This window comes from Streptomyces sp. NPDC006235, from assembly GCF_040613735.1.
Classification (GTDB): Bacteria; Actinomycetota; Actinomycetes; order Streptomycetales; family Streptomycetaceae; genus Streptomyces.
In genome coordinates, this window is record NZ_JBEXSR010000009.1 from 160472 (window position 1) to 185485 (window position 25014).

At 71.1% G+C, this 25014-nt stretch carries 18 protein-coding genes and 1 pseudogene; 9 read left to right on the forward strand and 10 right to left on the reverse strand.

What is annotated here, in order from left to right; translation table 11 throughout:
* Positions 1-134: 134 nt before the first annotated feature.
* Together ABZ192_RS14255 and ABZ192_RS14260 are read right to left on the reverse strand one after the other, a co-directional pair.
* On the reverse strand, positions 135-1043 hold the full coding sequence (locus ABZ192_RS14255; RefSeq protein WP_356924774.1) for a polysaccharide pyruvyl transferase family protein: 909 nt from the start codon (positions 1041-1043) through the stop codon (positions 135-137).
* Positions 1044-1122: 79 nt separating this feature from the next.
* On the reverse strand, positions 1123-2538 hold the full coding sequence (locus ABZ192_RS14260; protein ID WP_356924847.1) for a family 43 glycosylhydrolase: 1416 nt from the start codon (positions 2536-2538) through the stop codon (positions 1123-1125).
* 232 nt (positions 2539-2770) lie between these two features.
* On the opposite strand from ABZ192_RS14260, the gene ABZ192_RS14265 reads away from it, so the two are divergent.
* A complete protein-coding gene (locus ABZ192_RS14265; protein WP_356924775.1) occupies positions 2771-3358 on the forward strand; it encodes a transcriptional repressor in 588 nt (195 codons plus the stop codon).
* On the opposite strand, the gene ABZ192_RS14270 is transcribed toward ABZ192_RS14265, so the two are convergent.
* Both ABZ192_RS14270 and ABZ192_RS14275 read right to left on the reverse strand, forming a co-directional pair.
* Positions 3245-4057, reverse strand: a complete 813-nt coding sequence (locus ABZ192_RS14270; protein ID WP_356924776.1) for a methyltransferase domain-containing protein — start codon at positions 4055-4057, stop codon at positions 3245-3247. The genes ABZ192_RS14265 and ABZ192_RS14270 overlap by 114 nt on opposite strands.
* 54 nt (positions 4058-4111) lie before the next feature.
* Positions 4112-5152, reverse strand: coding sequence for a LacI family DNA-binding transcriptional regulator (locus ABZ192_RS14275; protein WP_356924848.1), 1041 nt, complete (start codon positions 5150-5152; stop codon positions 4112-4114).
* A gap of 313 nt (positions 5153-5465) precedes the next feature.
* Between ABZ192_RS14275 and ABZ192_RS14280 the strand changes: the two genes are divergently transcribed.
* The 6 genes from ABZ192_RS14280 to ABZ192_RS14305 all read left to right on the forward strand — a co-directional run bounded on the left by ABZ192_RS14280 (position 5466) and on the right by ABZ192_RS14305 (position 11696).
* The gene (locus ABZ192_RS14280) at positions 5466-6767 is read left to right on the forward strand and encodes an ABC transporter substrate-binding protein (RefSeq protein WP_356924777.1); all 1302 of its coding nucleotides are present in this window, start codon (positions 5466-5468) and stop codon (positions 6765-6767) included.
* 11 nt (positions 6768-6778) lie between these two features.
* Entirely contained in the window at positions 6779-7843 is a 1065-nt protein-coding gene (locus ABZ192_RS14285; RefSeq protein ID WP_356924778.1) for a sugar ABC transporter permease, read from the forward strand.
* On the forward strand, positions 7840-8673 hold the full coding sequence (locus ABZ192_RS14290) for a carbohydrate ABC transporter permease (RefSeq protein WP_356924779.1): 834 nt from the start codon (positions 7840-7842) through the stop codon (positions 8671-8673). The genes ABZ192_RS14285 and ABZ192_RS14290 overlap by 4 nt, the downstream gene beginning before the upstream one ends.
* Positions 8674-8695: 22 nt before the next feature.
* The gene (locus tag ABZ192_RS14295) at positions 8696-10357 is read left to right on the forward strand and encodes a glycoside hydrolase family 13 protein (RefSeq protein WP_356924780.1); all 1662 of its coding nucleotides are present in this window, start codon (positions 8696-8698) and stop codon (positions 10355-10357) included.
* Positions 10358-10377: 20 nt separating this feature from the next.
* Positions 10378-11205, forward strand: coding sequence for an AraC family transcriptional regulator (locus tag ABZ192_RS14300; RefSeq protein WP_356924781.1), 828 nt, complete (start codon positions 10378-10380; stop codon positions 11203-11205).
* Between the two features lie 65 nt (positions 11206-11270).
* Positions 11271-11696 carry a VOC family protein gene (locus ABZ192_RS14305; protein ID WP_356924782.1) on the forward strand — a complete coding sequence of 142 codons (426 nt, stop codon included), beginning with the start codon at positions 11271-11273 and terminating at the stop codon, positions 11694-11696.
* Here ABZ192_RS14305 and ABZ192_RS14310 read toward each other — a convergent pair.
* Together ABZ192_RS14310 and ABZ192_RS14315 are read right to left on the reverse strand one after the other, a co-directional pair.
* Positions 11686-13319: pseudogene (locus ABZ192_RS14310) on the reverse strand (IS200/IS605 family accessory protein TnpB-related protein). The gene ABZ192_RS14305 and the pseudogene ABZ192_RS14310 overlap by 11 nt on opposite strands.
* 256 nt (positions 13320-13575) lie before the next feature.
* Positions 13576-15108 carry an MFS transporter gene (locus ABZ192_RS14315; RefSeq protein WP_356924849.1) on the reverse strand — a complete coding sequence of 511 codons (1533 nt, stop codon included), beginning with the start codon at positions 15106-15108 and terminating at the stop codon, positions 13576-13578.
* 301 nt (positions 15109-15409) lie between these two features.
* Between ABZ192_RS14315 and ABZ192_RS14320 the strand changes: the two genes are divergently transcribed.
* Positions 15410-16966, forward strand: coding sequence for a Re/Si-specific NAD(P)(+) transhydrogenase subunit alpha (locus ABZ192_RS14320; protein ID WP_356924783.1), 1557 nt, complete (start codon positions 15410-15412; stop codon positions 16964-16966).
* Between the two features lie 6 nt (positions 16967-16972).
* Positions 16973-18406: a Re/Si-specific NAD(P)(+) transhydrogenase subunit beta gene (gene pntB / locus ABZ192_RS14325; RefSeq protein WP_356924784.1), complete on the forward strand. Its 1434-nt coding sequence runs from the start codon at positions 16973-16975 to the stop codon at positions 18404-18406.
* A gap of 75 nt (positions 18407-18481) precedes the next feature.
* Here pntB and argG read toward each other — a convergent pair whose 3' ends face one another.
* The 4 genes from argG to ABZ192_RS14345 form a co-directional block, all read right to left on the reverse strand.
* A complete protein-coding gene (gene argG, locus ABZ192_RS14330) occupies positions 18482-19936 on the reverse strand; it encodes an argininosuccinate synthase (RefSeq protein WP_356924785.1) in 1455 nt (484 codons plus the stop codon).
* 73 nt (positions 19937-20009) lie between these two features.
* Positions 20010-21002 (reverse strand): methylmalonyl Co-A mutase-associated GTPase MeaB, encoded by a 993-nt coding sequence (meaB, locus tag ABZ192_RS14335; RefSeq protein ID WP_356924786.1) that lies wholly within the window; start codon positions 21000-21002, stop codon positions 20010-20012.
* Positions 20999-23191 carry a methylmalonyl-CoA mutase gene (gene scpA, locus ABZ192_RS14340; RefSeq protein WP_356924787.1) on the reverse strand — a complete coding sequence of 731 codons (2193 nt, stop codon included), beginning with the start codon at positions 23189-23191 and terminating at the stop codon, positions 20999-21001. The genes meaB and scpA overlap by 4 nt, the downstream gene beginning before the upstream one ends.
* On the reverse strand, positions 23191-24999 hold the full coding sequence (locus ABZ192_RS14345; protein ID WP_356924788.1) for a methylmalonyl-CoA mutase subunit beta: 1809 nt from the start codon (positions 24997-24999) through the stop codon (positions 23191-23193). The genes scpA and ABZ192_RS14345 overlap by 1 nt, the downstream gene beginning before the upstream one ends.
* Positions 25000-25014 lie beyond the last annotated feature (15 nt).

The window sequence follows — 25014 nt, forward strand, 5'->3', positions numbered from 1 at the left end:
TCTCTCCTCCCGGGGGACGTACCACAGGGACGTACAAGCGGGGGACGTACCACGGGGACGTACAGGCGGGGGACGTGCGACGGGGGGACGTACAGCGGCGGACGTACAAGCGGGTGCCCCGTGCAACCCGGGAACTAACCGGGGACCGGCCGCGCCAGCGCCTCGACGAGCCGGTCCGCGCTGTCCGGCACCGTGCCTTCACGGAACCCGTCCCGGATCTGCCGGGCTGCGACCCGGCCGCCGGTCAGACACCAGTCCCACCAGCGGTCCAACTGCCGCACGTCCAGCCGCTCGGCGGGCACCAGCGCCGGCCAGCCGCAGGCCCGGGCCTGCGCGGTCATCTTCGCGCCGCCTTCGACCGGGTCGACGGCCAGCACCGGAGTGCCGACCCGCAGCGCGATGACCAGCCCGTGCAGCCGGTCGGTGACGACGAGGTCCAGCCGGGCCAGCACGGACTGGAGCTGCGCGGGGGTGGCACTGAGATGCCAGTCGTGCGTGTCGAGCCGCGTCTCCAGCTCCAGCCGGCCGCAGTCCTTGCCGGCCAGCCAGCGCGTCACCTCCTCGGCGACCTGCGCGTGCCGCCGCAGCTCCCCGTACTCCTGCTGCCCGTGCGTGAGGATCACCCCGACGACCGGCCGGGCGGGCGCGTCCGGGGCACGGGCCGCGAGGTCCTCCACCGGCTCACTGTCCGGCCCGTCCCGGGGCAGCACCCGGTGGAAGCCGGTCACGGCCGGGCTGGCGGGGTCGATCACCGAGGTGCCGACGGCGATCCGCACACAGTGCGCGAACCGCCGGTGCAGCTCTTCGATCTGCGGCCCGTGCAGCGGCCCGCAGACGAACACCAGGTGCGAGTAGTCCTCCGGCCACAGCCGGTCCAGGTGCAGTGCCTCCGGGCGGAAGCCGGGGCTCCAGGCGACGTCGTAGGGGATGCCCGTGCCCAGCAGTACGTCCTCGACCCGGCCCAGGGCCAGCACGTCCCCGGCGGTCGCCTCTCCGTCCCGGAAGCTGAACCACCCGGTCAGCAGAACCCTGCGCGGTCGCATGCCGTCTTGAATGTGCACACGCCCTGAGTGCCCGCCCACCGGGAAGACAATCAGGGCATTACGGGCGACGACTCCGTGGTTACTGGGCGTAGAAGGTGGCGTCCGCCCGGTCGGTCGCCGTGCTCACCGCCTGCACGTTCAGCAGGTACTCCCAGTGGCGGACGTAGCGCCCCGGGTAGTTGTACGACTCGTACGAGACGCCCGCCGGGTCGGCCAGCCCGGCACGCCGGTGGAAGGCGGCATCGGAGGCGAACTGCGCGCTGCCGTCGTTCTTCTCCAGCCACACCTCGAAGTTCTTGTGCCGCAGGTAGTACCCGGGGAAGTTCGCCGACTCCAGCGAGACGGTGCCGCTGCCGGCCAGTCCCGGCACGACCCGGAACTGCGAGTCGGCGAGCTTGGTGACGTTCGCCTCGATCCGGGCCCGGTAGTCGTAGTGGCGGATGAACCGGTCCGGGACGTTGTACGAGGAGAAGCGCTGCGGGGTGGCCCCGTCGGCCACGGGGATGCCGAAGTTCGGGGTGCCGTCGGCGTTCCAGTAGACCTTCTGCACGCGGGTGCGGCGGTTGGGGTCGTTCAGCGGGTCGCCGCTGATGTCCTTGTAGCTGCGGTCGTGGTAGACGAGGATGTCGCTCTTCCCGTCCTCGGAGACGGTGAAGGAGTTGTGGCCCGGGCCGTACTGGCTGGTCGCGGCGCTGCTGGCGAAGACCGGGGTGGGGCTCTTGCTCCAGGACGCCTGGCTGAGCAGGTTCGCGCTCGCGGAGGCGGTGAGCATGCCCAGGCAGTAGTTGCTGTCGGTGGCGCTGGCGGAGTACGTCATGAAGACCTTGCCGCCGCGCTGGATGACCGCCGGGCCTTCGTTGACCTTGAAGCCGACCGTCTCCCAGGAGTAGGTGGGACGCGTCAGCATCACCGGAGTGCCGGTGATCGTCCAGGGGTTGGCCATCCTGGCGAGGTAGACGTCGGTGTTGTTGTTCACGGACGGGTCGCGCTGTGCCCAGGCCAGGTAGCGCACGCCGTTCACGACGAAGGTGGTGGCGTCCAGGGAGAAGCTCTCCCACTGCGTCTTGATCTGCCCCTTCTCGGTCCAGGTGGCCGTGAGCGGGTTGGCGCCCGTGCCCTCCAGGACGTACATGCGGATCGCCCAGATGTCGTTGGTGGCGCCCGCCGCGAAGTACACGTACCACTTGCCGTCGATGAAGTGGATCTCGGGCGCCCAGATGTGGGCCCCCATCACGCCACTGGCGTGCTTGGTCCAGATGGTCGTCTCGGGGGCCGACTTGAGCCCCTGGATGGTCGTCGCCCGGCGCAGCACGATGCGGTCGTACTCGGGGACGGTCGCCGTGAAGTAGTAGTAGCCGTCGGTGTGCTTGAAGATGTGCGGGTCGGCCCGCTTCTCGGCGATCGGGTTGGTGTACGTGACGGCGGGGGAGTCGGGCACGGCGGCGTGCGCGGGCGCGCCCGCCAGGCAGGTCGCGAGGGCGACGAGGGCGGCCAGGAGCAGCCGGACGGCTGTGTGTCTCAAGGGAGTTCTCCAAAAGGGGGCCACTGTGTCCGACATCTCGAACGCAGTTCGTGAATTCGATCAGAAGATAAGTGGGGCTCTTACCTCCGTCAACGGTTTGCGCAGGCGCTGACGGGCGGGCGGGTCCGAGTTGGTCATCGCGGTGAAAATCATGTTCATCTAGCATGGGGTCGATGACCGCGCCGGCCGAGCAAGGAGTCCAGTGATGGGCGAAGCGGAGGAGAGCCCTGCCGTGGAGCGCCTCCACACGCCGGGGCTGCGCAGTACGTGGCAGCGCCGGGCCGTGCTCGATGTCCTCGGCCGCTGCCGCGAGTTCGTCTCCGCGCAGGAGCTGCACGCGCTGCTGGCCGACTCCGGCAGCACCGTCGGGCTCACCACCGTCTACCGCACCCTGCGCGAACTGGACCGCGCCGGATCAGTGGACGTCGTACGCGACGAGGGCGGCGAGCGGCTCTACCTGGGTCGGCCGGCCGGCGGGCACCGCCACTACCTCATCTGCCGCCGCTGCGGGCGCAGCCGGCCCGTCGACGCGGAGGCCGTCGAGGAGTGGGCCGCCCGGCTCGCCGAGACCACGGGCTACACGGAGCTGGAACACACCCTCGAACTGAGCGGCGTCTGCGGCTCCTGCGGGCGCGGGCCGGCCGCGGCCTCCTGCCCGCCGCCCCGCCCCGCCGGCCGGTCAGCCGGGGAAGCGGGTCGTCCCCGTCAGGGCGCGTACGTCGAGGTCGGTGACCGAGTCGGCGGTGAGGCGGGCGGTGAACTCGGCCCGCACCCGCTCGACGGCGGCCGGTGACAGCCCGTCCAGCATCCGGCGCGTCCCGCTGCCGGTGGCCGGCGCCCACCCCGTCTCCGGGGACAGCGGTGCCTCGAAGCGCCGCCGGCCGACCCGGGGTTGGCTCCCGCCCAGATCCGTCAGCCAGGCCGCGAGGGCGCCGGCGGTGTCGATCCGCGCCAGCTGGTCCATCTGCGGCGGGCGGGGCAGATCGCGCTGCGTCAGGACCGCGCCCCGCAGCGCCGCCTGCCAGCCGCCGAGCGCGCCCTTCTCCCAGACCGTCACGACGAACCGGCCCCCGGGACGCAGCATCCGCGTCAGCGCGGCCGAGTCCCGGTCCATGTCCGGGAAGAAGAACACCCCGAGCCCGCACTGCACGACGTCGTAGCCCGGGCCGGGCGCGGGCCACGAGGTGACCTCGTGGCGGTGGAAGCGGAGGTGCGCCAGGCCCTCCTCACGCGCCCGGCGCTCCCCGATCGCCAGCAGCCCGTCCGCGAGATCGACGGCGTCCACCCGGCTCGCCGCCCCCACGGCCCGCGCGGCCGGCAGCGCCGACGCCCCCGCCCCGCAGCAGGCGTCCAGCACCGACTCACCGCCGGTCAGGCCGGCCGCCTCCGCCGTCACCTCGCCGACCGGGTCCCACAACACCCGGGACCAGCTGTGGAACTCCCGCGCCCCCGCGCTGAAGACGTCCCCGACGATGTTCTCTCCGGTGGTCATACGCAACCGCCCCCCGTTTTCGGCCGAGTCGAGGCCGAGGGACGGCGAGCGTCGTCAGGCCGGCGGCGGCCGGGACGGCTCCTCGGCCGTGGCGCGCGGCGCGGGAGGCGGGGCGGTGGTCGTCCGGGGGAGCACATGGGTGGGCAGCACGACGTGCCGCTCGCGGTCCCCTCCGGGATCGTTGACGAGTGACAGCGCGAGCGCGCCGGCCTCCCGGCCGATGGCCGAGGGCGACTGGGCCACGGTCGTCAGATCGAACCACTGGGCCACCGGCTGGTCGTCGAAGCCGATCACGGACACCTGCCCGGGCACCTCGACCCGCGTCGCGCGCAGCGTCCAGATCACGGCGACGGCCACCTCGTCCTGCTCGGCGAAGACCGCGGTGGGCGGCTCCCGCAGCCCCAGCAGCCTGCCGACCGCCTCGGCGGCGCCCCGCTTGTCGCCCGCCGGGGTGGCGACGACGAGCTCGTCGTCCAGGGGCAGACCCGCCTCGGCCAGCGCCTGCCGGTAACCGACCAGCCGCTCCTGCGAACTGAAGGAGAAGCCGCCCGTGCCCACCGTCCGTACGTAGGCGATCCGGCGGTGGCCGAGGTTCAGCAGATGCCGGGTGCCGCGCAGGGCGCCCGCCACGTCGTCGACGTAGACGCTCGGGCGGCCGTCGACATGCTGGCTGACGTACACGACCGGCATGCCGAGGCTGTCCAGCCGGGCGGTCTCTTCCTCGGTGAGGTCGAAGGAGAACACCAGCAGAGCGTCCGCGTTGCGCCGCGCGGGAAGGTGCTCGAAGAACGCCGTGCGCTCGGCCATGCCGGGGATCACATAGACCGTCAGTTCCATGCCGGCCGCCCGCAGGACGAGGGCGAGACCCGACAGTGCCGCGCCCACGAACCACGAACTGAGCGTGGGCACCAGCACCGCGACGTTGCACGTCCTGCCGGTCACCAGGCTCGCGGCATGGCGCGAGACCGCGAAGTTCAGCTCCCGGGCGGCCTGTTCGACGCGGGCGCGGACCTCGGGCGAGACGGTGGACAGCCCGCGCAGCGTGCGCGAGACCGTGGAGGTGGAGACCCCGGCCCGTTCGGCGACGTCAGCCATCGTGGGGTGCCGCTGACCTGGTGGCATGCGCCGGACGCTAGCACAGGAACCCTGCGCTGCACGGCCCTTGGTGACAGCGCTGTCTCACCTGATTCTTGCCTTCTTACCACGTCGCGACGCATTGACTTCCCGGCCCGGCGCTCCTAGCGTGCAAACGTTGTCTCGACAGGTTCGAAGTCGCCCCGGAGGGACGCCTCTTATCCGCTGTGAACTGCGGTTTTTATCAGCGGAATGCCGTGGCAACGCAATCTCATGACCAAAGCCATTCCGGGGGAACAGACACGACTTCGGTCCATCACGACCAGGAGAGACAGTGAAGACCAGCACCGCCAGAGCGATTCAGTGTTCCGCAGCGCTCACCGCCGCCGGACTCCTCCTCACCGCCTGCGGCTCGTCCGGCGGCAGCGGCTCCGGCTCCGCGCAGGCCGCGCCGGCGACGTTCAAGGGCCGCGGCCCCATCACATACGTCGCGGGCAAGGACACCACCGGCACCGTCCAGACGATCATCAACCGCTGGAACAAGGCGCACCCCAAGGAGAAGGTCACCTTCATCCAGCTGCCGACGGACGCCGACTCGCAGCGCCAGCAGATGATCCAGAACGCGGAGACGAAGTCCGACGCCTACACGGTGCTCGCCACCGACGTCGTGTGGACGTCGGAGTTCGCCGCCCACCAGTGGATCGAGCCGCTGCCCGCGAACCAGTTCCCGCTCGGCAAGATGCTCCAGCCGGTCGTGCAGACCGCCCAGTACCGCGGCAAGCTCTACGCCGTCCCCGCCAGCTCCAACGGCGGCCTGCTGTTCTACCGCACCGACCTGCTGAAGAAGGCCGGCGTCACCCAGTCGCCCACCACCTGGGCCCAGATGACCGCCGACTGCGCCAAGGTGAAGAAGCTCCCCCAGGCGAAGAACATGTCCTGTTACGCCGGGCAGTTCCAGAAGTACGAGGGACTGACGGTGAACTTCGCCGAGGCCGTGAACTCCGCCGGCGGCAAGATCGTCGATGCCGACGGCAAGCCCGACGTCGACACCCCGCAAGCCAAGAAGGGCCTGGACTTCCTCGTCAACTCCTTCAAGGACAAGACGATCCCGAAGGAGGCCATCACCTACCAGGAGGAGGACGGCCGCCAGGCGTTCCAGGCAGGCAAGCTGATCTTCCTGAACAACTGGCCCTACGTGTACTCCCTCGCCCAGAAGAGCGCCATCAAGGGCAAGTTCGCCGTCGCACCCCTGCCCGGCCTGAACGGCCCCGGCGCCTCCAGCCTCGGCGGCTCCAACCTGGCCCTGTCGTCCTTCGCCAAGAACAAGGCCACGGCACTGGACTTCATGAAGTTCTTCACCAGCGAGGAGAGCGCGACCTACTTCCTCAAGAACGCCTCCCTCGCCCCGCCCTACGCCGACCTCTACGACAACGCGTCCCTGGACAAGCAGTATCCGTACCTGCCCGACCTCAAGCAGTCGATCACCAAGGCCGTGCCGCGCCCGCGCGTCGTGCAGTACGGCGACGTGACCGCCGCGATCCAGAACGAGGTCTACGCCGCGCTCACCGGCAAGAAGAGCAGCGCACAGGCCCTGAAGGACCTCCAGGGGGACCTTCAGAAGCTGACGGCGCAGTGAGGCCGCGGGTCATGGCCGACACCGCGATCCCGCCCGACACCGCCCCGCACGCGCCCGGGACGGCGGCCGCCCGCCGCCCCGGGCGGCCCCCGGCACCCGAACGCCCCCGGCGCCGCCGCCCCCGGGCCACCGCGGGCACCGGCCGCCTGGCCGCGCTGCTGGTCTCCCCGACGCTGCTGGTGCTGACGGTCGTCGTGCTCTACCCGACGCTCATGGCACTCGACGAGTCCCTGTACGGGCCGAAGGGGCTGGATCCGAAGACCGGATTCATCAGCAACACCGAGCCGTTCGTCGGGCTGAAGAACTACACCGACATCTTCACCCAGGCCGGCGACCGCTTCTGGAACGCCTTCTGGAACACCACCTTCTTCACCGTCGTCACGGTGTCGCTGGAGACCGTGATCGGCGTCGCCATGGCGCTCATCATGCACCGGGCCTTCCGGGGCCGGGCCGTGGTGCGGGCCAGCATCCTCGTCCCCTGGGCGATCCCCACGGCCATCTCCGGACTGCTCTGGAAGTGGATCTTCAACGCCGACGGGATCGCCAACGTCCTCATCGGCCACCAGGTCCTGTGGACCGCCGACGGCTTCTCCGCCAAGATCGCGGTCGTCATCGCCGACGTGTGGAAGACCGCCCCCTTCATCGGCCTGCTGGTCCTGGCCGGCCTCCAGGTGATCCCGAAGGAGGTCTACGAGGCGGCCCGGCTCGACGGGGCGAGCGCCCTCCAGCAGTTCTGGCGCATCACCCTGCCGCTGGTGAAGCCCGCGCTGATGGTCGCGGTGCTGTTCCGCTGCCTGGACGCGCTGCGGATGTTCGACCTGCCCTACATCCTCATCGGCGCCCAGAAGGGCTCCGTCGAGACGCTGTCGATGCTCGCGCAGAACGAGGCGTCCAACGTCCGCTTCGGCCCGGCCTCCGCCTACGCGGTCCTCCTCTTCCTCTACGTCTTCCTCATCGCGCTCGCCTTCGTCCGGTTGCTCGGCGCCGACCTCATCGGCGGCGCGGGCGGGACGAGGAAGCACAAGAGCCACGCCGTCAGAACGCCGCGCCGCCGCGTCCGGGAGGTGACGGCATGACCCTCACGGCCAAGTGGCGGCAGCGGCTGCCCTACCTGGGCATCGCCCTGGTGGTGGCCTACTGCCTGGCCCCCTTCTACTGGATGCTGGTCTCCAGCCTCCGCAGCACCGGCGACATCTTCAGCACCTCCCTGTTCCCCTCCGCGGTGTCGCTCGAGAACTACCGATCGGTGTTCAGCCCGGGCCAGGGCTTCACCAGGGCCCTGCTCAACAGCCTGATCGTCGCCGGCGTCACGACCGCGTTGTCGCTGCTGCTGGCCACGTTCACCGCGTACGCGATGGCCCGGCTGGAGTTCCGCTTCAAGCGGCTGATCCTCACGCTGATCATCGCCACCTCGATGTTCCCGGTGGTCTCGATCGTCGTGCCGCTGCTGAAGCTGTTCACCGACATCGGCTGGATCAACACCTACCAGTCCATGATCGTGCCCAGTATGTCCTTCACGCTGCCGCTGGCGGTGTGGAACCTGACCACGTTCTTCCGGCAGATGCCCGACGAACTGGAACACGCCGCCATGGTCGACGGCTGCACCCGCGGCCAGGCCTTCCGCAAGGTCATCGTCCCGCTCGCCGCGCCGGGCATCTTCACCACCGCGATCATCACCTTCATCGCCGCCTGGAACGAGTTCCTCATCGCCCTGTCGATGACCAACAAGCCCGGCATGCAGACCGCGACCGTCGCCATCTCCAAGTTCTCGGGGGCGACCACGTACCAGACGCCGTTCGGCAGCCAGATGGCCGCGGGCGTCGTGGTGACCATTCCGCTGGTCGTGATGGTGCTGCTGTTCCAGCGCCGTATCGTCGCTGGGCTCACAGCCGGCGCCGCGAAGTAACCCGACGTCCACAAGGAGCCACGTGTCCCCCACCGCACCCTGGTGGCGCAGTGCCGTCATCTACCAGGTCTACATCCGCAGTTTCGCCGACGCCGACGGCGACGGTGTCGGCGACATCGCCGGCATCCGCTCCCGCCTGCCGTATCTGAAGTCCCTCGGCGTGGACGCCATCTGGATCAACCCCTGGTACAAGTCCCCCATGGCCGACCACGGTTACGACGTCGCCGACTTCCGCGCCATCGACCCCCGCTTCGGCACCCTCGCCGACGCCGAACAACTCATCACCGAAGCACACGCGCACGGGATCCGCGTCATCCCCGACATCGTGCCCAACCACACCTCCGACCAGCACACCTGGTTCCAGGCCGCGCTGGCCGCCGGGCCCGGCAGCCCGGAACGCGAGCGCTACGTCTTCCGTCCCGGCCGCGGACCCGACGGCAGCCGGCCCCCCAACGACTGGGTGTCCTGCTTCGGCGGCCCGGCCTGGACCCGGCTGCCCGACGGCGACTGGTACCTGCACCTGTTCGCACCCCAGCAGCCCGACCTCAACTGGCGACACCCCGAAGTCCGTGCCGAGTTCGAGTCGATCCTGCGGTTCTGGTTCAGCCGGGGCGTCGACGGCTTCCGCATCGACGTCGCCCACGGCCTGATCAAGCACCCGGAACTGCCCGACCTGCCGCCCCGCGCCGAACCCGCGGTGACCGGCCCGCTCACCCGCCGGGACGAGATCCGCCGGCACCTGGACCATCCGCACTGGGACCGCGACGAGGTGCACGAGATATACCGGACCTGGCGCAAGGTCGCCGACGAGTTCCCCGGCGACCGCTCCTTCGTCGCCGAGGCCTGGGCCGACACCCCCGAACGCCTCGCCGCCTACGTCCGCCGGGACGGCCTGCACACCGCCTTCAACTTCGACTTCCTCATGTGCGGTTGGGACGCCAAGGACCTGCGCGCCGTCATCGACGACTCCCTCGCCATGCTGGGCTCCGTCGGCGCCCCCGCCACCTGGGTGCTGTCCAACCACGACGTCATGCGCCACCCCAGCCGCTACGGCCGTACCGCCGCGCGCAGCTGGATGGCCAACGCGCGGTTCGAACCCGACGGCTTCCTCGACCTGGAGCTCGGCACCCGGCGGGCCCGGGCCGCCGCCCTGCTGATGCTCGCCCTGCCCGGCGGCGCCTACGTCTACCAGGGCGAGGAACTCGGCCTCCCCGAGGTCGAGGACCTGCCCGAATCCGCCCTCCAGGACCCGATCTGGGAACGCTCGGGCCACACCGACCGCGGCCGTGACGGCTGCCGCGTCCCCATTCCCTGGTCGGGCCAGGCCGCTCCTTACGGTTTCAGCCCCGCCGACACCACGGCCGAACCCTGGCTGCCCCAGCCCACCGACTGGGCCGCACTGACCGTCGAGGCCCAGACCGGAGACCCCGCCGCCATGCTGGAGCTCTACCGCACGGCCCTGCGCATCCGCCGCGAGCACCCCGCCCTCGGCGACGGCACGATGACCTGGCAGGACGCCCCCGAGGGCGTGCTGTCCTTCAGCCGCGAGCCGGGCTTCGCATGCCTGGTCAACCTCTCCTCGGAGCCGTGCGAGCTGCCCGCACACACCGAGCTTCTCCTGGCCGGCGGGCCGCTCGAGGACGGCCTGCTGGGGCCCGACCAGGCGGTGTGGCTGGCGGTGTAGCGGGATCCTAGGCTGGGCGTATGGCTCGCACGGCGGAGGAGATTCCCGTCTCGCTCACGGTCCGGCCGTCGGCGCCGGCGCTCGTGCCGCTGATCGGTGCGCTCGGCTATGTCGAGGGACGCTTCGCGCACCCCGCCGAGCTGTCCCTGCCGACGGGCGGGGCGCAGCTGCTGGTGAACCTCGACGAGGACGCACTGGGCTCATCGGACGGGCGGACCCGGGGTGCGGCCCTGCAGGGGCCGTACACGGGGCCGTCGGTGATCGACCCGGCGCAGCAGCGCGCGGTCCTGTGGGTGGCGTTCCGGCCCGCGGGGGCGTATCCGTTCCTCACCGTGCCGGTCAGCGCGGTCCGCGACCGGCTCGCCGGGCTCGACGAGCTGTGGGGCACGGACGGCGCGGTGCTGCGCGAGCGGCTGCTGGAGGCCATGGCCGCCGGTGGCCCGGAGGCGTGCCTGCGGGAGCTGCAGACGGTTCTGCTGCGGCGGACGGCACGTCCCCTGGAGCCCGACCCGGCGATCCGTCTCGCCGCGGTGCTGCTCGACCGCGGAACGCCGGTGGGCGAGGTCGCCGACCGGCTCGGCTGGACCTCCCGGCGGCTGGCCCGCAGGGTCACCGGACAGCTGGGACTCCCGCCGAAACGGTATGCGCGGGTACGGCGCTTCCAGCGGCTGCTGGGCCGTGTGAACGCATGGCCCGGGGAGCCGGACTGGGCGCTCCTGGCCGCCGAGTGCGGCTACCACGACCAGGCGCATCTGATCCACGAGTTCCGTGCGCTCGCCGGGATCACCCCGACCGCGTACGCGCCGCGCTCGCCCCGGGAACGCAACCACGTTCCGCTCGGTGGGTGACGGGTCCTGCCCGGCCGGCCGTTTTCTACAATCCACGGCCGCCCGGACCCGGCCATGGTGAAGGCATGACGAACACAAACGGCACTCTCTCCCTCACCCGGCTCTACGCCCGCCTCGTGGTCTCCGACGGGCCCCGGGCGATCGACTTCTACCGGACCGCGTTCGGCGCCGAGGAGATCGAGCGGTACACCGGCCCCGACGGGAAGATCGTGCACGCCATGCTGCGGCTCGGCGACGCGGTGATCGCGGTCAAGGACGCCGACGCGAGCGACCCGTCGCCGGATTCGCTCGGCGGCAGCCCGGTGATCATGGCTCTGGACGTGTCCGACGCCGACGCCGTGGCCGAGGCCATGCTGCGGGGCGGGGCGAGCGTGGTGTATCCGGTCGCCGACCAGCACTACGGGCAGCGCGGCGGCCGTCTCGCCGATCCGTTCGGCCATCTCTGGATGATCTCCCAGACGATCGAGGAGCTGACCGTTCCTAAAGACTGAGCGGGAGTGTGTCCTGTTGCCAGGGCTCATGCTCAGCCGCGTGCTCCGAACGGTGTTGGGCACGCTGGTCGCCCGCTTTCGCTCCGCGTCCGGGCGGCACGACTCGTGATCGTGGTCCGGGTACGCGGGGGCGGGTTTCCTCGCGCCGTCGGGTCTCCGGTCGGGCCTGGGCGGTCCGATGCCCCGCACGATCACTCTGGTCGTGTGGGGGCGGTGCCGTCCGTCGCCGGATCGGATGCCCAAGGGCGCGCCGTCCGATCGCCACGGCTGACGCGTCGTGGCGAGTGGTGTCACGGTTCTTGCTAGTGAGGGGCTGCTGCCAGTGCTGGGCACCCCACCGGGAGGTGTACGCCGGATCCACCGCGACAATCGCGATGTTCTGCTCGGCGGCCATCGACACCAGCCGCGCCTTCAGCTTCGCGGTGGGAAAGCGGGAGATCAGACGCCGGAACCGCTTGTTACGGCCGTGCCGCTCCCTGCTGGTGCCGTCGGTGAAGTCGAGGTGCTCGACCGCAATGGCGGCAGCACCGCGGCGGCGGGTGTGGTGCAGCAGCCGGGTCAGCGCATGGCGGATCTGGGCGTCCCGGTGCGAGGTATTACCTGACAGGTTGTAGAAGAAGCGCTGGGGTTCGCCGACGGGGTTGCCGTGGACGTCGAGGTGCCAGGCGGCGAGGTGGTCGTCGTTCATGTCCACCGCCACCACCCCCTTGGCCAAGGCCGTATCCATCGGCAGGACCGGGACAGCTGGGCGCTGCCAGGAAGCGGTGACATACCAGCGGCGGCGGACCGGGTCGTGGTGGATGCGGTAGGCCACCGCCCGGTTCGCGCTGATCCGGTCCGCCCATTCCTCGCCCCGGTGCTTAAACACCACGGTGGTCTCGAGGACGTAGCGGCCGTGCGGGGCGTTGGCCAGATGGGCCAGGGCGGCCGGCAGCCTGATCGAGACCTGCCCGGAGTCGGTGATGCGGATGGTTTCGTTGCCGAAGCGTTTGCCGGACTCCCCGTCGGCGGCCAGGAACATCCGCGCCGCCTCCCACCGCTCCCGCCAGCCCGCCTCCTCCAGTCCGGCCTGGTCCAGGTGGTGACGCACGCGGGCGAGTTGCTTGCCGCCCCGCACCACATGCACCCGGCCCGCCGCCCAATCCGCTTCCAGGCCGGCGAGCCGGTCCTCAGCGTGTGCAGCCGGCGGGCCTTGGCGTGCCACTCCGCCCGCGAGCCGTACCCGCGCACCAGCCCTTCGCGCTTGTTCGCCTTGGCGCCCAGCGGCCGGGCCAGCCTCGCCTCGATCGAGGCGACCTGCCCACGCAGCCACACCATCTCCGCCGCCTGACCACGCCGCGTCAGCGCCCACTGATCATGGGTGGCCTTGGTGATGCTGCCCGCCCACCGCGCCGACGAGGACCCGGTCAACTCTCGCTTACGAGCAGCCCACGCGGTGGCATCGTGAGCCAGCCCCCGCCGTGAGCGCGCCGCGAGATCCCGCGCCGCAAGCCCACCGAGGGACACGCCGACCTCACGCAAAACCGCCGCGTCCGTCTCCGAGACCCGCAGACGGGCGCGGATCGCCACCCCCGAAGGGCCGGGCACCACAAACGGCGCCGCCACCTCACGCAGCCCGCCCACCCCGTCACCCCCGGCTCGACTTCGAAGATCCGTCAGCGCATCCAACGAGGCACAGCCGCAAAGGTCACACATTCGACAGACAAACTTCCGTTCCCCTGACTCCGAAGCCGTCTGCGTCCCCTCGTCGGCAGCACCGGCACTCACTCTCACTCGCTCATACACGCCTACGCTCGACCAAGCCGCAGCAGCACCAACCCACAGGAGATCCAGAAGCGCACGACCGACCTGTTCACCTGACGAGTTCGCCGTACGGCGGTCAGCGTGTCTGCCCGACCGGCTCGCCCTTCTCCTCCGCCGTGGCCGCCGCCCGGCCGCCCGGGTGGCGCAGGGCGCACAGGAAGCCGATGCCCAGGGCGATGGCCATGCCGTAGAACACCCACTGGTTGGCCTCGGCGAAGTCCATGCGGACGGCGCTCATGGCGTCCCGTGTCGCCTCGGCGGCGGGGCCGGTGCCGGTGGGCGGCCGGGAGTCGCCGTTGCCCGTGACCGACTCGGTGATGTCCCGGGCCACGGTGTCCGCGTCGCCGGCGGGCATGCCGCGGGATCGCAGGGTCTGCACCACCTTGTCGGTCGTGACGTGGGTCAGGACGGTGCCGTAGAGGGCCAGGCCCACGCTCGCCGCGTAGTTGCGCACGGTCTGGGTGATGCCGGTGACCTCGCCGTAGGAGGCGCCGATGGCCCGGTTGACGGCGTCCGTCGAGGCGGGCGCGAGGACGAAGCCGATCCCCGCCCCGGCGAGGGCCGCGTAGGGCCACTGGTCGTGCATGGACAGGTCGGTGAGCTTGTTCGCCCACAGAGCGAACCCGGCGCAGCCCACCGCGGTGCCCAGTTTCAGGGCCGGACGCGCGCCCTGCTTGTCGAGGATCCGGCCGCCCCACTGCGAGGCGATCGCGAAGCCCGCGAAGAAGTACAGCAGGAACAGGGCCGCCTGGTTCGGCGAGGCGCTCAGGGACACCTGGGCGTACACCGAGCTGAAGAAGAACACCGGGACGAAGGCGAGCATCGCGAAGAACAGCACCGCCGCGTCCACGGTGAACGCCTTGTCCCGGAAGACCCGCAGGTCGATCAGCGGATGCCGCACCCGGCGCTCGAACCGGACGAACCCGTAGAGCACCGCGAGCCCGCCCGCGACGCACACCCAGGTCGCCCAGCTGTCCCAGCCCCAGGACCAGGCCTGCTGGAAGCCGAGGACGCTCAGGCCCATGCCGGCCGCGACCAGGGCGGCGCCACGGACGTCCAGGGTCCCGGACCGCCGCCGGTCGGAGAGGTGCGCCAGGGCCGTGAGGACCAGTGCCACGATCGCCACGGGCACGTTGACCCAGAACACGGCTCGCCACGTCCAGCCCGTGAGCCAGCCGCCCAGCAGCGGGCCGAGGGCCGTCAGGGCGCCGGAGACGCCGAAGAACAGGGCGAGGGCGCGTCCGCGCCGCTCGACCGGGAACACCGCCACGACCACGGCGAGCGCCGCGGGGAAGAGCAGCGCGGCCCCGAGTCCCTGGGTGGCGCGGAACACGATCAGCCAGGCCTGCGCGGCGCCGCCCGCGGGGACGCAGCCGCACAGCACCGACGACACGACGAACACCACCGTGCCGATGACGACGATCCGGCGAGGCCCGTAGAGGTCCGCCAAACGCCCGCCGAGGGCGAAGAACGCCGCCAGGGACAGCAGGTAGGCGTTCACCACCCACTGCATGCCGGACGACGACAGACCCAGTTCGCGGACGATGTCCGGTGCCGCGATGGACACGATCGTCTGGTCGATGAAGGTCATGGCGACGGCGAACATCATCGCCGCCAGTGCCACAGTCTGCTGCGACACCGTTCGGGAGGGGGCCGCGGTCCCGCCGCGCCCCGGGCGCGTGCTGCTCACGGATTCAGTCTGCGCCCGGGGCCGCGGTGACGCATCAGAAGGCCCTTGTGTCCCATACGGCACGCGTGATACCGCCGAAAGAGCCTCACGGCAACCCCTCGGCGATGTGAGGACGACCTCGTCGGCCATGTGACCACGGCCCGCCACGGACACGGCGTCGAACGTGCAGGATGCGGGCACCAAGGGAGGACAGGCACCCCCGACGACGGAGAGGCAGACGATGGTCCCAGCGGAACCGGAACCCCAGCGGATCGGCATACCCGCCGAGTCCACTGCGGGCGAGACCAGGGTGGCGGCGACGCCGGCCACCGTGGGAAGACTTGCCGCGCTCGGCTACGAGGTGGTGGTCGAACCGGGGGCGGGAGCCTCGTCCCGCTTCTCCGACGCGGCCTACGAGGAGGCCGGAGCGCGGCTCGGCGACCCGTGGCAGGCGGAGATCGTGCTCAAGGTGAACGGCCCCTCCAGCGAGGAGATCGGCCGGCTGCGGGACGGGGCGACGCTGATCGCGCTCATCGGCCCCGCGCTGCACCCGGAACTGGTCGACGAGCTGGCGCGGCGGCCGATCACCGTGCTCGCCATGGACGCCGTGCCGCGCATCTCGCGCGCCCAGTCTCTGGACGTGCTCAGCTCGATGGCGAACATCGCCGGATACCGGGCCGTGGTCGAGGCCGCGCACGCCTTCGGCCGGTTCTTCACCGGCCAGGTGACCGCCGCCGGCAAGGTGCCGCCCGCCAAGGTGCTGGTGGCCGGTGCCGGGGTGGCCGGGCTCGCCGCGATCGGAGCGGCCCGCAGCCTCGGCGCCGTGGTCCGCGCCACCGACCCCCGGCCCGAGGTCGCCGAGCAGGTCCGCTCGCTGGGCGGGGAGTTCCTGTCGGTGGGCGTCGAGCAGGAGGTGAGCACCGACGGCTACGCGAAGGCCACCTCGGAGGACTACGACCGGCTCGCCGCGCAGCTGTACGCCGAGCAGGCCGCCGACGTCGACATCATCATCACCACCGCGCTCATCCCGGGCCGCCCGGCGCCGAGGCTGATCACCGCCGAGGACGTGGCGCGGATGAAGTCCGGCAGCGTGATCGTCGACATGGCGGCGGCCCAGGGCGGCAACGTCGAGGGCACGGTCGCCGGGAAGGCCGTCGTCACCGACAACGACGTGACGATCATCGGCTACACCGACCTGCCCGGCAGGCTTCCCGCCCAGGCCTCGCAGCTGTACGGCACCAACGTCGTCAACCTGATGAAGCTGCTCACGCCGGGCAAGGACGGCCGGCTCGTCCTGGACTTCGACGACGTGGTGCAGCGGTCGATGACCGTGGTCCGCGAGGGCGAGAAGACCTGGCCGCCGCCCCCGGTCCAGGTGTCCGCCGCACCGGCCCCGGGCGGGGCGAAGGAGCCGGAACCGACCCCCTCCGAGGCACCGGCGAAGCCCTCCCGCCCGGCCTGGTCCTCGTACGCCCTCGTCGGCGCCGGGGCGCTCGCGCTGTTCCTGGTGACGGCCTTCTCGCCGAGCGAACTCATCGGCCACTTCACGGTGTTCGTGCTGGCGATCGTCATCGGCTTCTACGTCATCGGCAACGTGCACCACGCGCTGCACACCCCGCTGATGTCGGTCACCAACGCCATCTCCGGGATCGTCGTGGTCGGCGCGCTGCTCCAGATCGGGCACGGGAACACCGCCGTCACCGTGCTGTCGTTCGCCGCGATCCTGCTGGCGAGCATCAACATCTTCGGCGGATTCGCCGTCACCCGCCGGATGCTCGGCATGTTCTCGAAGGGCTGATCACGGATGACCACAGTCACGGCCTCAGAAGCCGCCTACGTCGTCGCCGCGCTGCTGTTCATCCTCAGCCTCGCCGGGCTCTCGCAGCACCGGACCTCCCGCTCGGGAGTCGTCTGGGGCATCGCGGGCATGATCGTCGCGCTGGCCGCCACCGTCGGCCTCGCGTCGAAGGACATCACCGCCACCGGTCTCGTGCTGATCGCCGTCGCCACCGCCATCGGCGCGGGCATCGGACTGTGGCGGGCGCGGGTGGTCGAGATGACCGGCATGCCCGAGCTGATCGCCATCATGCACAGCCTCGTCGGCCTCGCCGCCACGTTCGTCGGCTGGAACGGCTACCTCGACGTCGACGCCGAGCTCACCGGTTCGCTCCTCGGCATCCACCACGCCGAGGTGTTCATCGGGGTGTTCATCGGCGCCGTCACCTTCACGGGTTCCGTCGTCGCGTACCTGAAGCTCTCGGCACGCATCGACTCCCGCCCGCTCACGCTGCCCGGCAAGCACGTCCTGAACATCGGGGCCCTGGTCGCCTTCGTCGGACTGACCATCGCGTTCGTGGCACGCCCGAACCTGGGTCTCCTCGTCGCGGTCACCGTCATCGCCCTCGCCCTTGGCGCGCACCTGGTCGCCTCCATCGGCGGCGGTGACATGCCGGTGGTCGTCTCCATGCTCAACAGCTACTCCGGCTGGGCCGCCGCCGCCTCGGGCTTCCTGCTCGCCAACAACCTGCTGATCGTCACCGGCGCGCTGGTCGGCTCCTCCGGTGCCTACCTGTCGTACATCATGTGCAAGGCGATGAACCGCTCCTTCCTCTCGGTGATCGCGGGCGGTTTCGGCACCCCGGCGGCAGCGGCCGACGACGCCGAGCACGGGGAGCACCGGGAGATCAGCGCGGAGGAGACCGCAGAACTCCTGCGCGACGCCTCCTCGGTGATCATTACTCCCGGCTACGGCATGGCGGTCGCCCAGGCCCAGTACCCGGTCGCCGAACTGGCGCGCAAGCTGCGCGAGCGGGGCGTCGAGGTGCGCTTCGGCATCCACCCCGTCGCCGGCCGGCTGCCCGGGCACATGAACGTGCTGCTCGCCGAGGCGAACGTGCCGTACGACATCGTCCTGGAAATGGACGAGATCAACGACGACTTCGCCGACACCTCGGTCGTCCTGGTCATCGGCGCCAACGACACGGTCAACCCGGCCGCCACCGACAACCCGGCCAGCCCCATCGCCGGGATGCCGGTGCTGCACGTGTGGGAGGCGGCCAACGTGGTCGTCTTCAAGCGGTCGATGGCCGCCGGGTACGCGGGTGTGCAGAACCCGCTGTTCTTCCGGGAGAACAGCCAGATGCTCTTCGGCGACGCCAAGCAGCGCGTGGAGGACATCCTGCGCATCCTCGACGCCCTGGACGCACCCGTCCGGGAGATGGCGGGCACGTCCCGCTGACCCGCCGGGGACCCGAACGGAGAGGCCGGCTCGACACCGTCGAGCCGGCCTCTCCGTTCGGACAACTCCGTGGGCTCAGTCCGTGCCGGAGTCCATCGCGGCGCGGTCCAGCCACGCGTCCTCCTCGGAGACCGCGCCCCGGGAGGCGATGGCCTCGGCGCCGCCCTGCGGCAGCTCCGGCATGGTGCCGATCAGCCCGGTCGCGGCCGCCTGGGAGGCGCCGATGGTCGGGCTGCCGGTGCCGATCATGCCGATGCCGGCGTACTGCTCCAGCTTGGCGCGCGAGTCGGCGATGTCCAGGTTGCGCATGGTGAGCTGGCCGATCCGGTCCACCGGGCCGAACGCGGAGTCCTCGGTGCGCTCCATGGACAGCTTGTCCGGGTGGTAGCTGAACGCCGGGCCGGTCGTGTCGAGGATCGAGTAGTCCTCACCGCGCCGCAGCCGCAGCGTCACCTCGCCGGTGACGGCCGCGCCGACCCACCGCTGGAGCGACTCGCGGATCATCAGCGCCTGCGGGTCCAGCCAGCGGCCCTCGTACATCAGCCGGCCGAGCCGCCGTCCCTCGGTGTGGTACTGGGCGAGGGTGTCCTCGTTGTGGATCGCGTTGACCAGCCGCTCGTACGCGGCGTGCAGCAGGGCCATGCCCGGGGCCTCGTAGATGCCGCGGCTCTTGGCCTCGATGATCCGGTTCTCGATCTGGTCCGACATGCCCAGGCCGTGCCGGCCGCCGATGGCGTTGGCCTCCATGACCAGGTCGACGGGGGAGGAGAACTCCTTGCCGTTGATCGTCACGGGGCGGCCCTGTTCGAAGCCGATCGTCACGTCCTCGGTGGCGATGTCGACCTCGGGGTCCCAGAACTTCACGCCCATGATCGGCTCGACGGTCTCGACGCCGGTGTCCAGGTGCTCCAGGGTCTTCGCCTCGTGCGTGGCGCCCCAGATGTTGGCGTCGGTGGAGTACGCCTTCTCCGTGCTGTCGCGGTAGGGCAGCCCGTGCGCGACGAGCCACTCCGACATCTCCTTGCGGCCGCCGAGCTCGGTCACGAACGCCGCGTCCAGCCAGGGCTTGTAGATCCTGAGGTGCGGGTTGGCGAGCAGGCCGTAGCGGTAGAACCGCTCGATGTCGTTGCCCTTGAAGGTCGAACCGTCGCCCCAGATCTGGACGTCGTCCTCGAGCATCGCGCGCACCAGCAGCGTGCCCGTGACGGCACGGCCGAGCGGCGTGGTGTTGAAGTACGCCCGCCCGCCCGAGCGGATGTGGAACGCGCCGCAGGTCAGCGCCGCCAGGCCCTCCTCGACCAGCGCGGCACGGCAGTCGACCAGGCGCGCGATCTCGGCCCCGTAGGTCTTCGCACGGCCGGGCACCGACGCGATGTCGGGCTCGTCGTACTGGCCGATGTCGGCGGTGTAGGTGCACGGGACGGCGCCCTTGTCGCGCATCCACGCGACCGCGACGGAGGTGTCGAGACCGCCCGAGAAGGCGATGCCGACGCGCTCGCCGGCGGGCAGGGAGGTGAGGACCTTGGACATAGAAAGAGTATGTATCACTTTGCATAGTCATGCAAGCCGGGCATGCGAATTCGCCCTTCCGGTTGCTTCCGGTTCAGGAATCCGTTGCCTCGGAGCCACCGAGGGCACCCAGGATCCGCTCCGCCGCCAGCGTCGGCGTCAGCTCGCCTTCCCTCACCCGCTGCTCCAGCACCGGCGCCAGCGCCCGCACCGCCGGGTCCGCGTGCAGCCGCCCGAGGAGCTCCTCGCGGACCATGGTCCACGTCCAGTCGACCTGCTGGTCACGGCGCTTGGCGGTGAGGCGGCCCGTCGAGTCCAACAGCGTGCGGTGGTGTTCGAGGCGTTCCCACACCGTGTCCAGGCCGCTCGACTCCCGGGCGCTGCAACTGAGCACGGGCGGGGTCCAGAACGCGTCCTTGCCGTGCATCAGCCGCAGCGCGCCCGCCAGCTCGCGCGCGGCGGCACGGGCGTCGCGCTCGTGCGGGCCGTCCGCCTTGTTCACGGCGATCACGTCGGCCAGTTCCAGGACGCCCTTCTTGATGCCCTGGAGCTGGTCGCCCGTGCGGGCGAGGGTGAGCAGCAGGAAGGAGTCGACCATGTTCGCGACCGCGGTCTCGGACTGGCCGACGCCGACCGTCTCCACCAGGACGACGTCGTAGCCCGCCGCCTCCATCACCACGATCGACTCACGCGTCGCCTTGGCGACCCCGCCCAGCGTGCCCGCGGTGGGGGAGGGGCGGACGAACGCCGCCGGGTCCACGGCCAGCCGTTCCATGCGCGTCTTGTCGCCGAGGATCGAGCCGCCGGTACGGCTGGAGGACGGGTCGACGGCGAGCACCGCCACCCGGTGCCCGAGCCCCGTCAGCATCGTGCCGAACGCGTCGATGAACGTCGACTTGCCCACGCCCGGCACCCCGCTGACCCCGATCCGCCGGGCCCGCCCGCTGTGCGGCAGCAGCGCGGTCAGCAACTCCTGGGCCAGTACCCGGTGCTGGGGGCGGGTCGACTCCACGAGCGTGATGGCCCGGGCGATGAGCGCCCGCTTCCCGTCGAGTACGCCCTTCACATACGCGTCGACATCGATCACAGGTCGTGCCCGAGTCCGTCCGACAGCCGCTTCACCAGGTCGTACGCCGCGTCCGGGATCACCGTCCCGGGCGGGAAGACCGCCGCCGCGCCCATCTCCAGCAGCGTCGGCACGTCCTGCGGCGGGATCACCCCGCCGACCACGATCATGATGTCCTCGCGCCCCTCCTCGGCCAGCGCCTCGCGCAGCGCCGGGACGAGGGTGAGGTGACCGGCCGCCAGCGACGAGACGCCGACGATGTGCACGTCCGCCTCGACGGCCTGCCGGGCCACCTCGGCCGGGGTCTGGAACAGCGGGCCGACGTCCACGTCGAAGCCGAGGTCGGCGAAGGCGGTCGCGATCACCTTCTGGCCGCGGTCGTGGCCGTCCTGGCCCATCTTCGCGACCAGGATGCGCGGGCGGCGGCCCTCGGCCTCCTCGAAGTCGGAGACCAGGGCTCGGGTGCGGTCCACGGACGGGGACTCCCCTGCTTCGTTGCGGTACACGCCGGAGATCGTACGGATCTGGCTCGCGTGCCGGCCGTACACCTTCTCCAGGGCGTCGGAGATCTCCCCGACGGTCGCCTTCGCACGGGCCGCGTGCACCGCCAGCTCCAGCAGGTTGCCCTCGCCCGCGGCGGCCCGGGTCAGCGCCTCCAGCGCGTCCTGGCACGCCCGCTCGTCCCGCTCCGCCCGCAGCCGCCGCAGCTTCTCGATCTGCTGGGCGCGCACGGAGGAGTTGTCGACCTTGAGCACGTCGATCTGCTCGTCGGTCTCGACGCGGTACTTGTTGACGCCGATGACGGGCTGCCGGCCCGAGTCGATCCGGGCCTGGGTACGGGCCGCGGCCTCCTCGATGCGCAGCTTGGGAATGCCCGCGTCGATGGCCTTGGCCATGCCGCCCGCGGCCTCGACCTCCTGGATGTGCTGCCAGGCCCGCCGGGCGAGGTCGTACGTCAGCTTCTCCACGTACGCGCTGCCGCCCCAGGGGTCGATGACCCGGGTCGTGCCGGACTCCTGCTGGAGCAGCAGCTGCGTGTTGCGGGCGATGCGCGCCGAGAAGTCGGTGGGCAGGGCCAGCGCCTCGTCGAGGGCGTTGGTGTGCAGCGACTGCGTGTGCCCCTGCGTCGCCGCCATCGCCTCGACGCAGGTGCGCGTCACGTTGTTGAACACGTCCTGCGCCGTCAGCGACCAGCCTGAGGTCTGCGAATGGGTGCGCAGGGACAAGGACTTGGCGTTCTGCGGGTCGAACTGCTTGACCAGCTTCGCCCACAGCAGCCGCGCCGCCCGCAGCTTGGCGACCTCCATGAAGAAGTTCATGCCGATCGCCCAGAAGAACGACAGCCGGGGCGCGAACGCGTCCACGTCCAGGCCGGCTTCACGGCCCGCCCGGATGTACTCCACGCCGTCCGCGAGCGTGTACGCCAGCTCCAGATCGGCCGTCGCGCCCGCCTCCTGGATGTGGTAGCCGGAGATGGAGATGGAGTTGTAGCGCGGCATCCGCTGCGAGGTGAAGGCGAAGATGTCGGAGATGATCCGCATCGACGGCTTCGGCGGATAGATGTAGGTGTTGCGGACCATGAACTCCTTGAGGATGTCGTTCTGGATGGTCCCCGCCAGCTTCTCCGGCGGCACGCCCTGCTCCTCCGCCGCCACGATGTACAGCGCCAGCACCGGCAGCACGGCGCCGTTCATCGTCATCGACACGGTCATCTTGTCCAGCGGGATCCCGTCGAACAGCTGCCGCATGTCGTAGATCGAGTCGATCGCCACGCCCGCCATGCCGACGTCACCGGTCACCCGCGGGTGGTCGCTGTCGTAGCCCCGGTGCGTGGGCAGGTCGAAGGCGACCGACAGGCCCTTCTGCCCGGCCGCGAGGTTGCGCCGGTAGAACGCGTTGGACTCCTCGGCCGTGGAGAAACCGGCGTACTGGCGGATCGTCCAGGGCTGGTTGACGTACATCGTCGGGTACGGGCCCCGCAGATACGGCGCCGCGCCCGGGTACGTCTCCAGGAAGTCCAGGCCCTCCAGGTCACGCCCGGTGTACAGCGGCTTGACCACGATGCCCTCCGGGGTCTCCCAGAGCAGGTCGTCGCCGCCGGAGGCGTTCTTGACCGCCGTACGCCACTCGTCGGGGCCGCCGTCCGGGGACGGGGTCCCCAGCTCGATCCCGGAGAAGTCGGGGACGGAACGGTCGGAGGGGGCGGTCATCAGGACACTCCCATGCGGTCGAGGGTCGCGGAGAGCACGGCCACGGCGTCGCAGCCCGCGAAGACGTACGCGTCGACACCGGCGTACTGCCCGGGACGGCCCGCGAGGAACACGTGCGAGGCGCCGGCCGACCGCAGTTCGGCGGCCACCTCCGAAGCCTTCTCCTCGTACAGCGCGTCGCTGGAGCACAGCACGGCCTCCGTCGCCCCGCTGTCCTCGAAGGTTCCGTCCGTGACGGGCTCGATGCCGCCCGCCTGGAAGAGGTTCGAGGCGAAGGTGAGGCGCGCGGTGTGCGCGGCGGCCGGGCCGATCGCGGCGAGGAAGATCCGGGGCCGGGAGCCGGTCGCGGCGAGGTGGGCGTCGGAGCGGGCGCGCAGCGCCTCGAACTCCTCGTCGCGGCGCACCCGCGGTAGCCCGCCCGACGGCGGCTCGGGGGCGCTCTCGCGGACCACCGGCTTCTCCGCGAGGTACGGGAACTCGCTGACGCCCGTGACGGGTTCGCGCCGCTTCGCCAGCTTCGTACGGCGGGCCTGCCACGTCTCTGCCAGGTCCCGCGCGAGGTCCCCCGACCGCAGGGCACCAGCCTGACCGCCGAGCCGCTCGATCCTCCGGAAGAACTCCCAGCCCGCGTGGGCGAGTTCGTCGGTGAGCCGCTCCACGTACCAGGAGCCGCCCGCCGGGTCGATCACCCGGGCGAGGTGCGACTCCTCGATGAGAATGGTCGAGGTGTTGCGGGCGATACGGCGCGCGAACGCGTCCGGCAGGCCGAGGGCGTGGTCGAAGGGCAGCACGGTGACCGCGTCGGCCCCACCCGCACCGGCGGCCAGCGTGGCGATGGTGGTGCGCAGCATGTTCACCCACGGGTCGCGGCGCGTCATCATCACCGGGGAGGTGACGACGTGCTGGAGCTGAGCCCCCGCGCGCGGCGCGCCGCAGACCTCGGCGACCCGCGCCCACAGCCGGCGCGCGGCCCGCAGCTTGGCGATCGTCAGGAACTGGTCGGCGGTTGCCGCGTACCGGAACTCCAGCTGCCCACAAGCCTGTTCGACGCTCAGCCCGGCCTCGGTGAGGTGCCGCAGATACGCGACTCCCGTGGCCAGCGAGCAGCCCAGCTCCTGGGCGGCCGAACCGCCGGCCTCGTGGTACGGCAGCGCGTCCACGGTCAGCGCCCGCAGCCCCGGGTGCCCTTCGGCACACCGCCGCGCCAGCTCCGCCGCCGGAGCGACGTCGCCCTCCTGCCCGGTCCGGGCCTCCTGGCCCAGCGGGTCGGCGCCCAGATTGCCGCGCGCCGCCTCCCGGGCGACACCGCGCTCCTCGTACAGCCGCAGCAACTCCCGCGCGGCGGCGTCGCAGTCACGCCCCGCGTCGAGGACGACGGGGGCGAGGTCGAGCAGGACGCCGTCGAGGACCCGGCCGAGCTCCGGCACCGGGATGCCGCCTTCCCCCACGGCCAGCCACAGGGAAGTGACACCGTTCTCGAGGTCCCCGAGCACCGCCCCGCCGTCGGCCACCGTGTGCCGCTGCCGTACGTCCCAGCCGCCGAGCGTGTTCCCCTCGGCCCGGCCGCCCCGTACGAAGGGCGCGAATCCGGGCAAGCCCGGCTCGGGCGCGGTGTCGTGCGCGGTGTAGAGAGGCCGGGTGCGCAACCCGTCCTCCAGCGCGGTGGACAGGGCTTCCTCGGCCTCGGCGCCCTCCACTTCCTTGCCCGACTTGCGCAGCACACCCGCCACAAGGCGCTGCCACTGCTCATGGGGCACATCAGGGAAGTCGCCGGCCAGCTCGAGCCCGTCGTCAGGCAGGACCGTCATGCTCGGATGCTAGGA

Coding starts and splice junctions, on each gene's coding strand:
- ABZ192_RS14255 (WP_356924774.1), bottom strand. CDS start 1,043: ATGCGACCGCGCAGGGTTCTGCTGACCGGGTGGTTCAGCTTCCGGGAC.
- pntB (WP_356924784.1), top strand. CDS start 16,973: ATGACCACAGTCACGGCCTCAGAAGCCGCCTACGTCGTCGCCGCGCTG.
- ABZ192_RS14290 (WP_356924779.1), top strand. CDS start 7,840: ATGACCCTCACGGCCAAGTGGCGGCAGCGGCTGCCCTACCTGGGCATC.
- ABZ192_RS14315 (WP_356924849.1), bottom strand. CDS start 15,108: ATGATGTTCGCCGTCGCCATGACCTTCATCGACCAGACGATCGTGTCC.
- ABZ192_RS14270 (WP_356924776.1), bottom strand. CDS start 4,057: ATGACCACCGGAGAGAACATCGTCGGGGACGTCTTCAGCGCGGGGGCG.
- ABZ192_RS14320 (WP_356924783.1), top strand. CDS start 15,410: ATGGTCCCAGCGGAACCGGAACCCCAGCGGATCGGCATACCCGCCGAG.
- ABZ192_RS14345 (WP_356924788.1), bottom strand. CDS start 24,999: ATGACGGTCCTGCCTGACGACGGGCTCGAGCTGGCCGGCGACTTCCCT.
- ABZ192_RS14265 (WP_356924775.1), top strand. CDS start 2,771: ATGGGCGAAGCGGAGGAGAGCCCTGCCGTGGAGCGCCTCCACACGCCG.
- argG (WP_356924785.1), bottom strand. CDS start 19,936: ATGTCCAAGGTCCTCACCTCCCTGCCCGCCGGCGAGCGCGTCGGCATC.
- ABZ192_RS14285 (WP_356924778.1), top strand. CDS start 6,779: ATGGCCGACACCGCGATCCCGCCCGACACCGCCCCGCACGCGCCCGGG.
- scpA (WP_356924787.1), bottom strand. CDS start 23,191: ATGACCGCCCCCTCCGACCGTTCCGTCCCCGACTTCTCCGGGATCGAG.
- ABZ192_RS14305 (WP_356924782.1), top strand. CDS start 11,271: ATGACGAACACAAACGGCACTCTCTCCCTCACCCGGCTCTACGCCCGC.
- ABZ192_RS14275 (WP_356924848.1), bottom strand. CDS start 5,152: ATGGCTGACGTCGCCGAACGGGCCGGGGTCTCCACCTCCACGGTCTCG.
- ABZ192_RS14300 (WP_356924781.1), top strand. CDS start 10,378: ATGGCTCGCACGGCGGAGGAGATTCCCGTCTCGCTCACGGTCCGGCCG.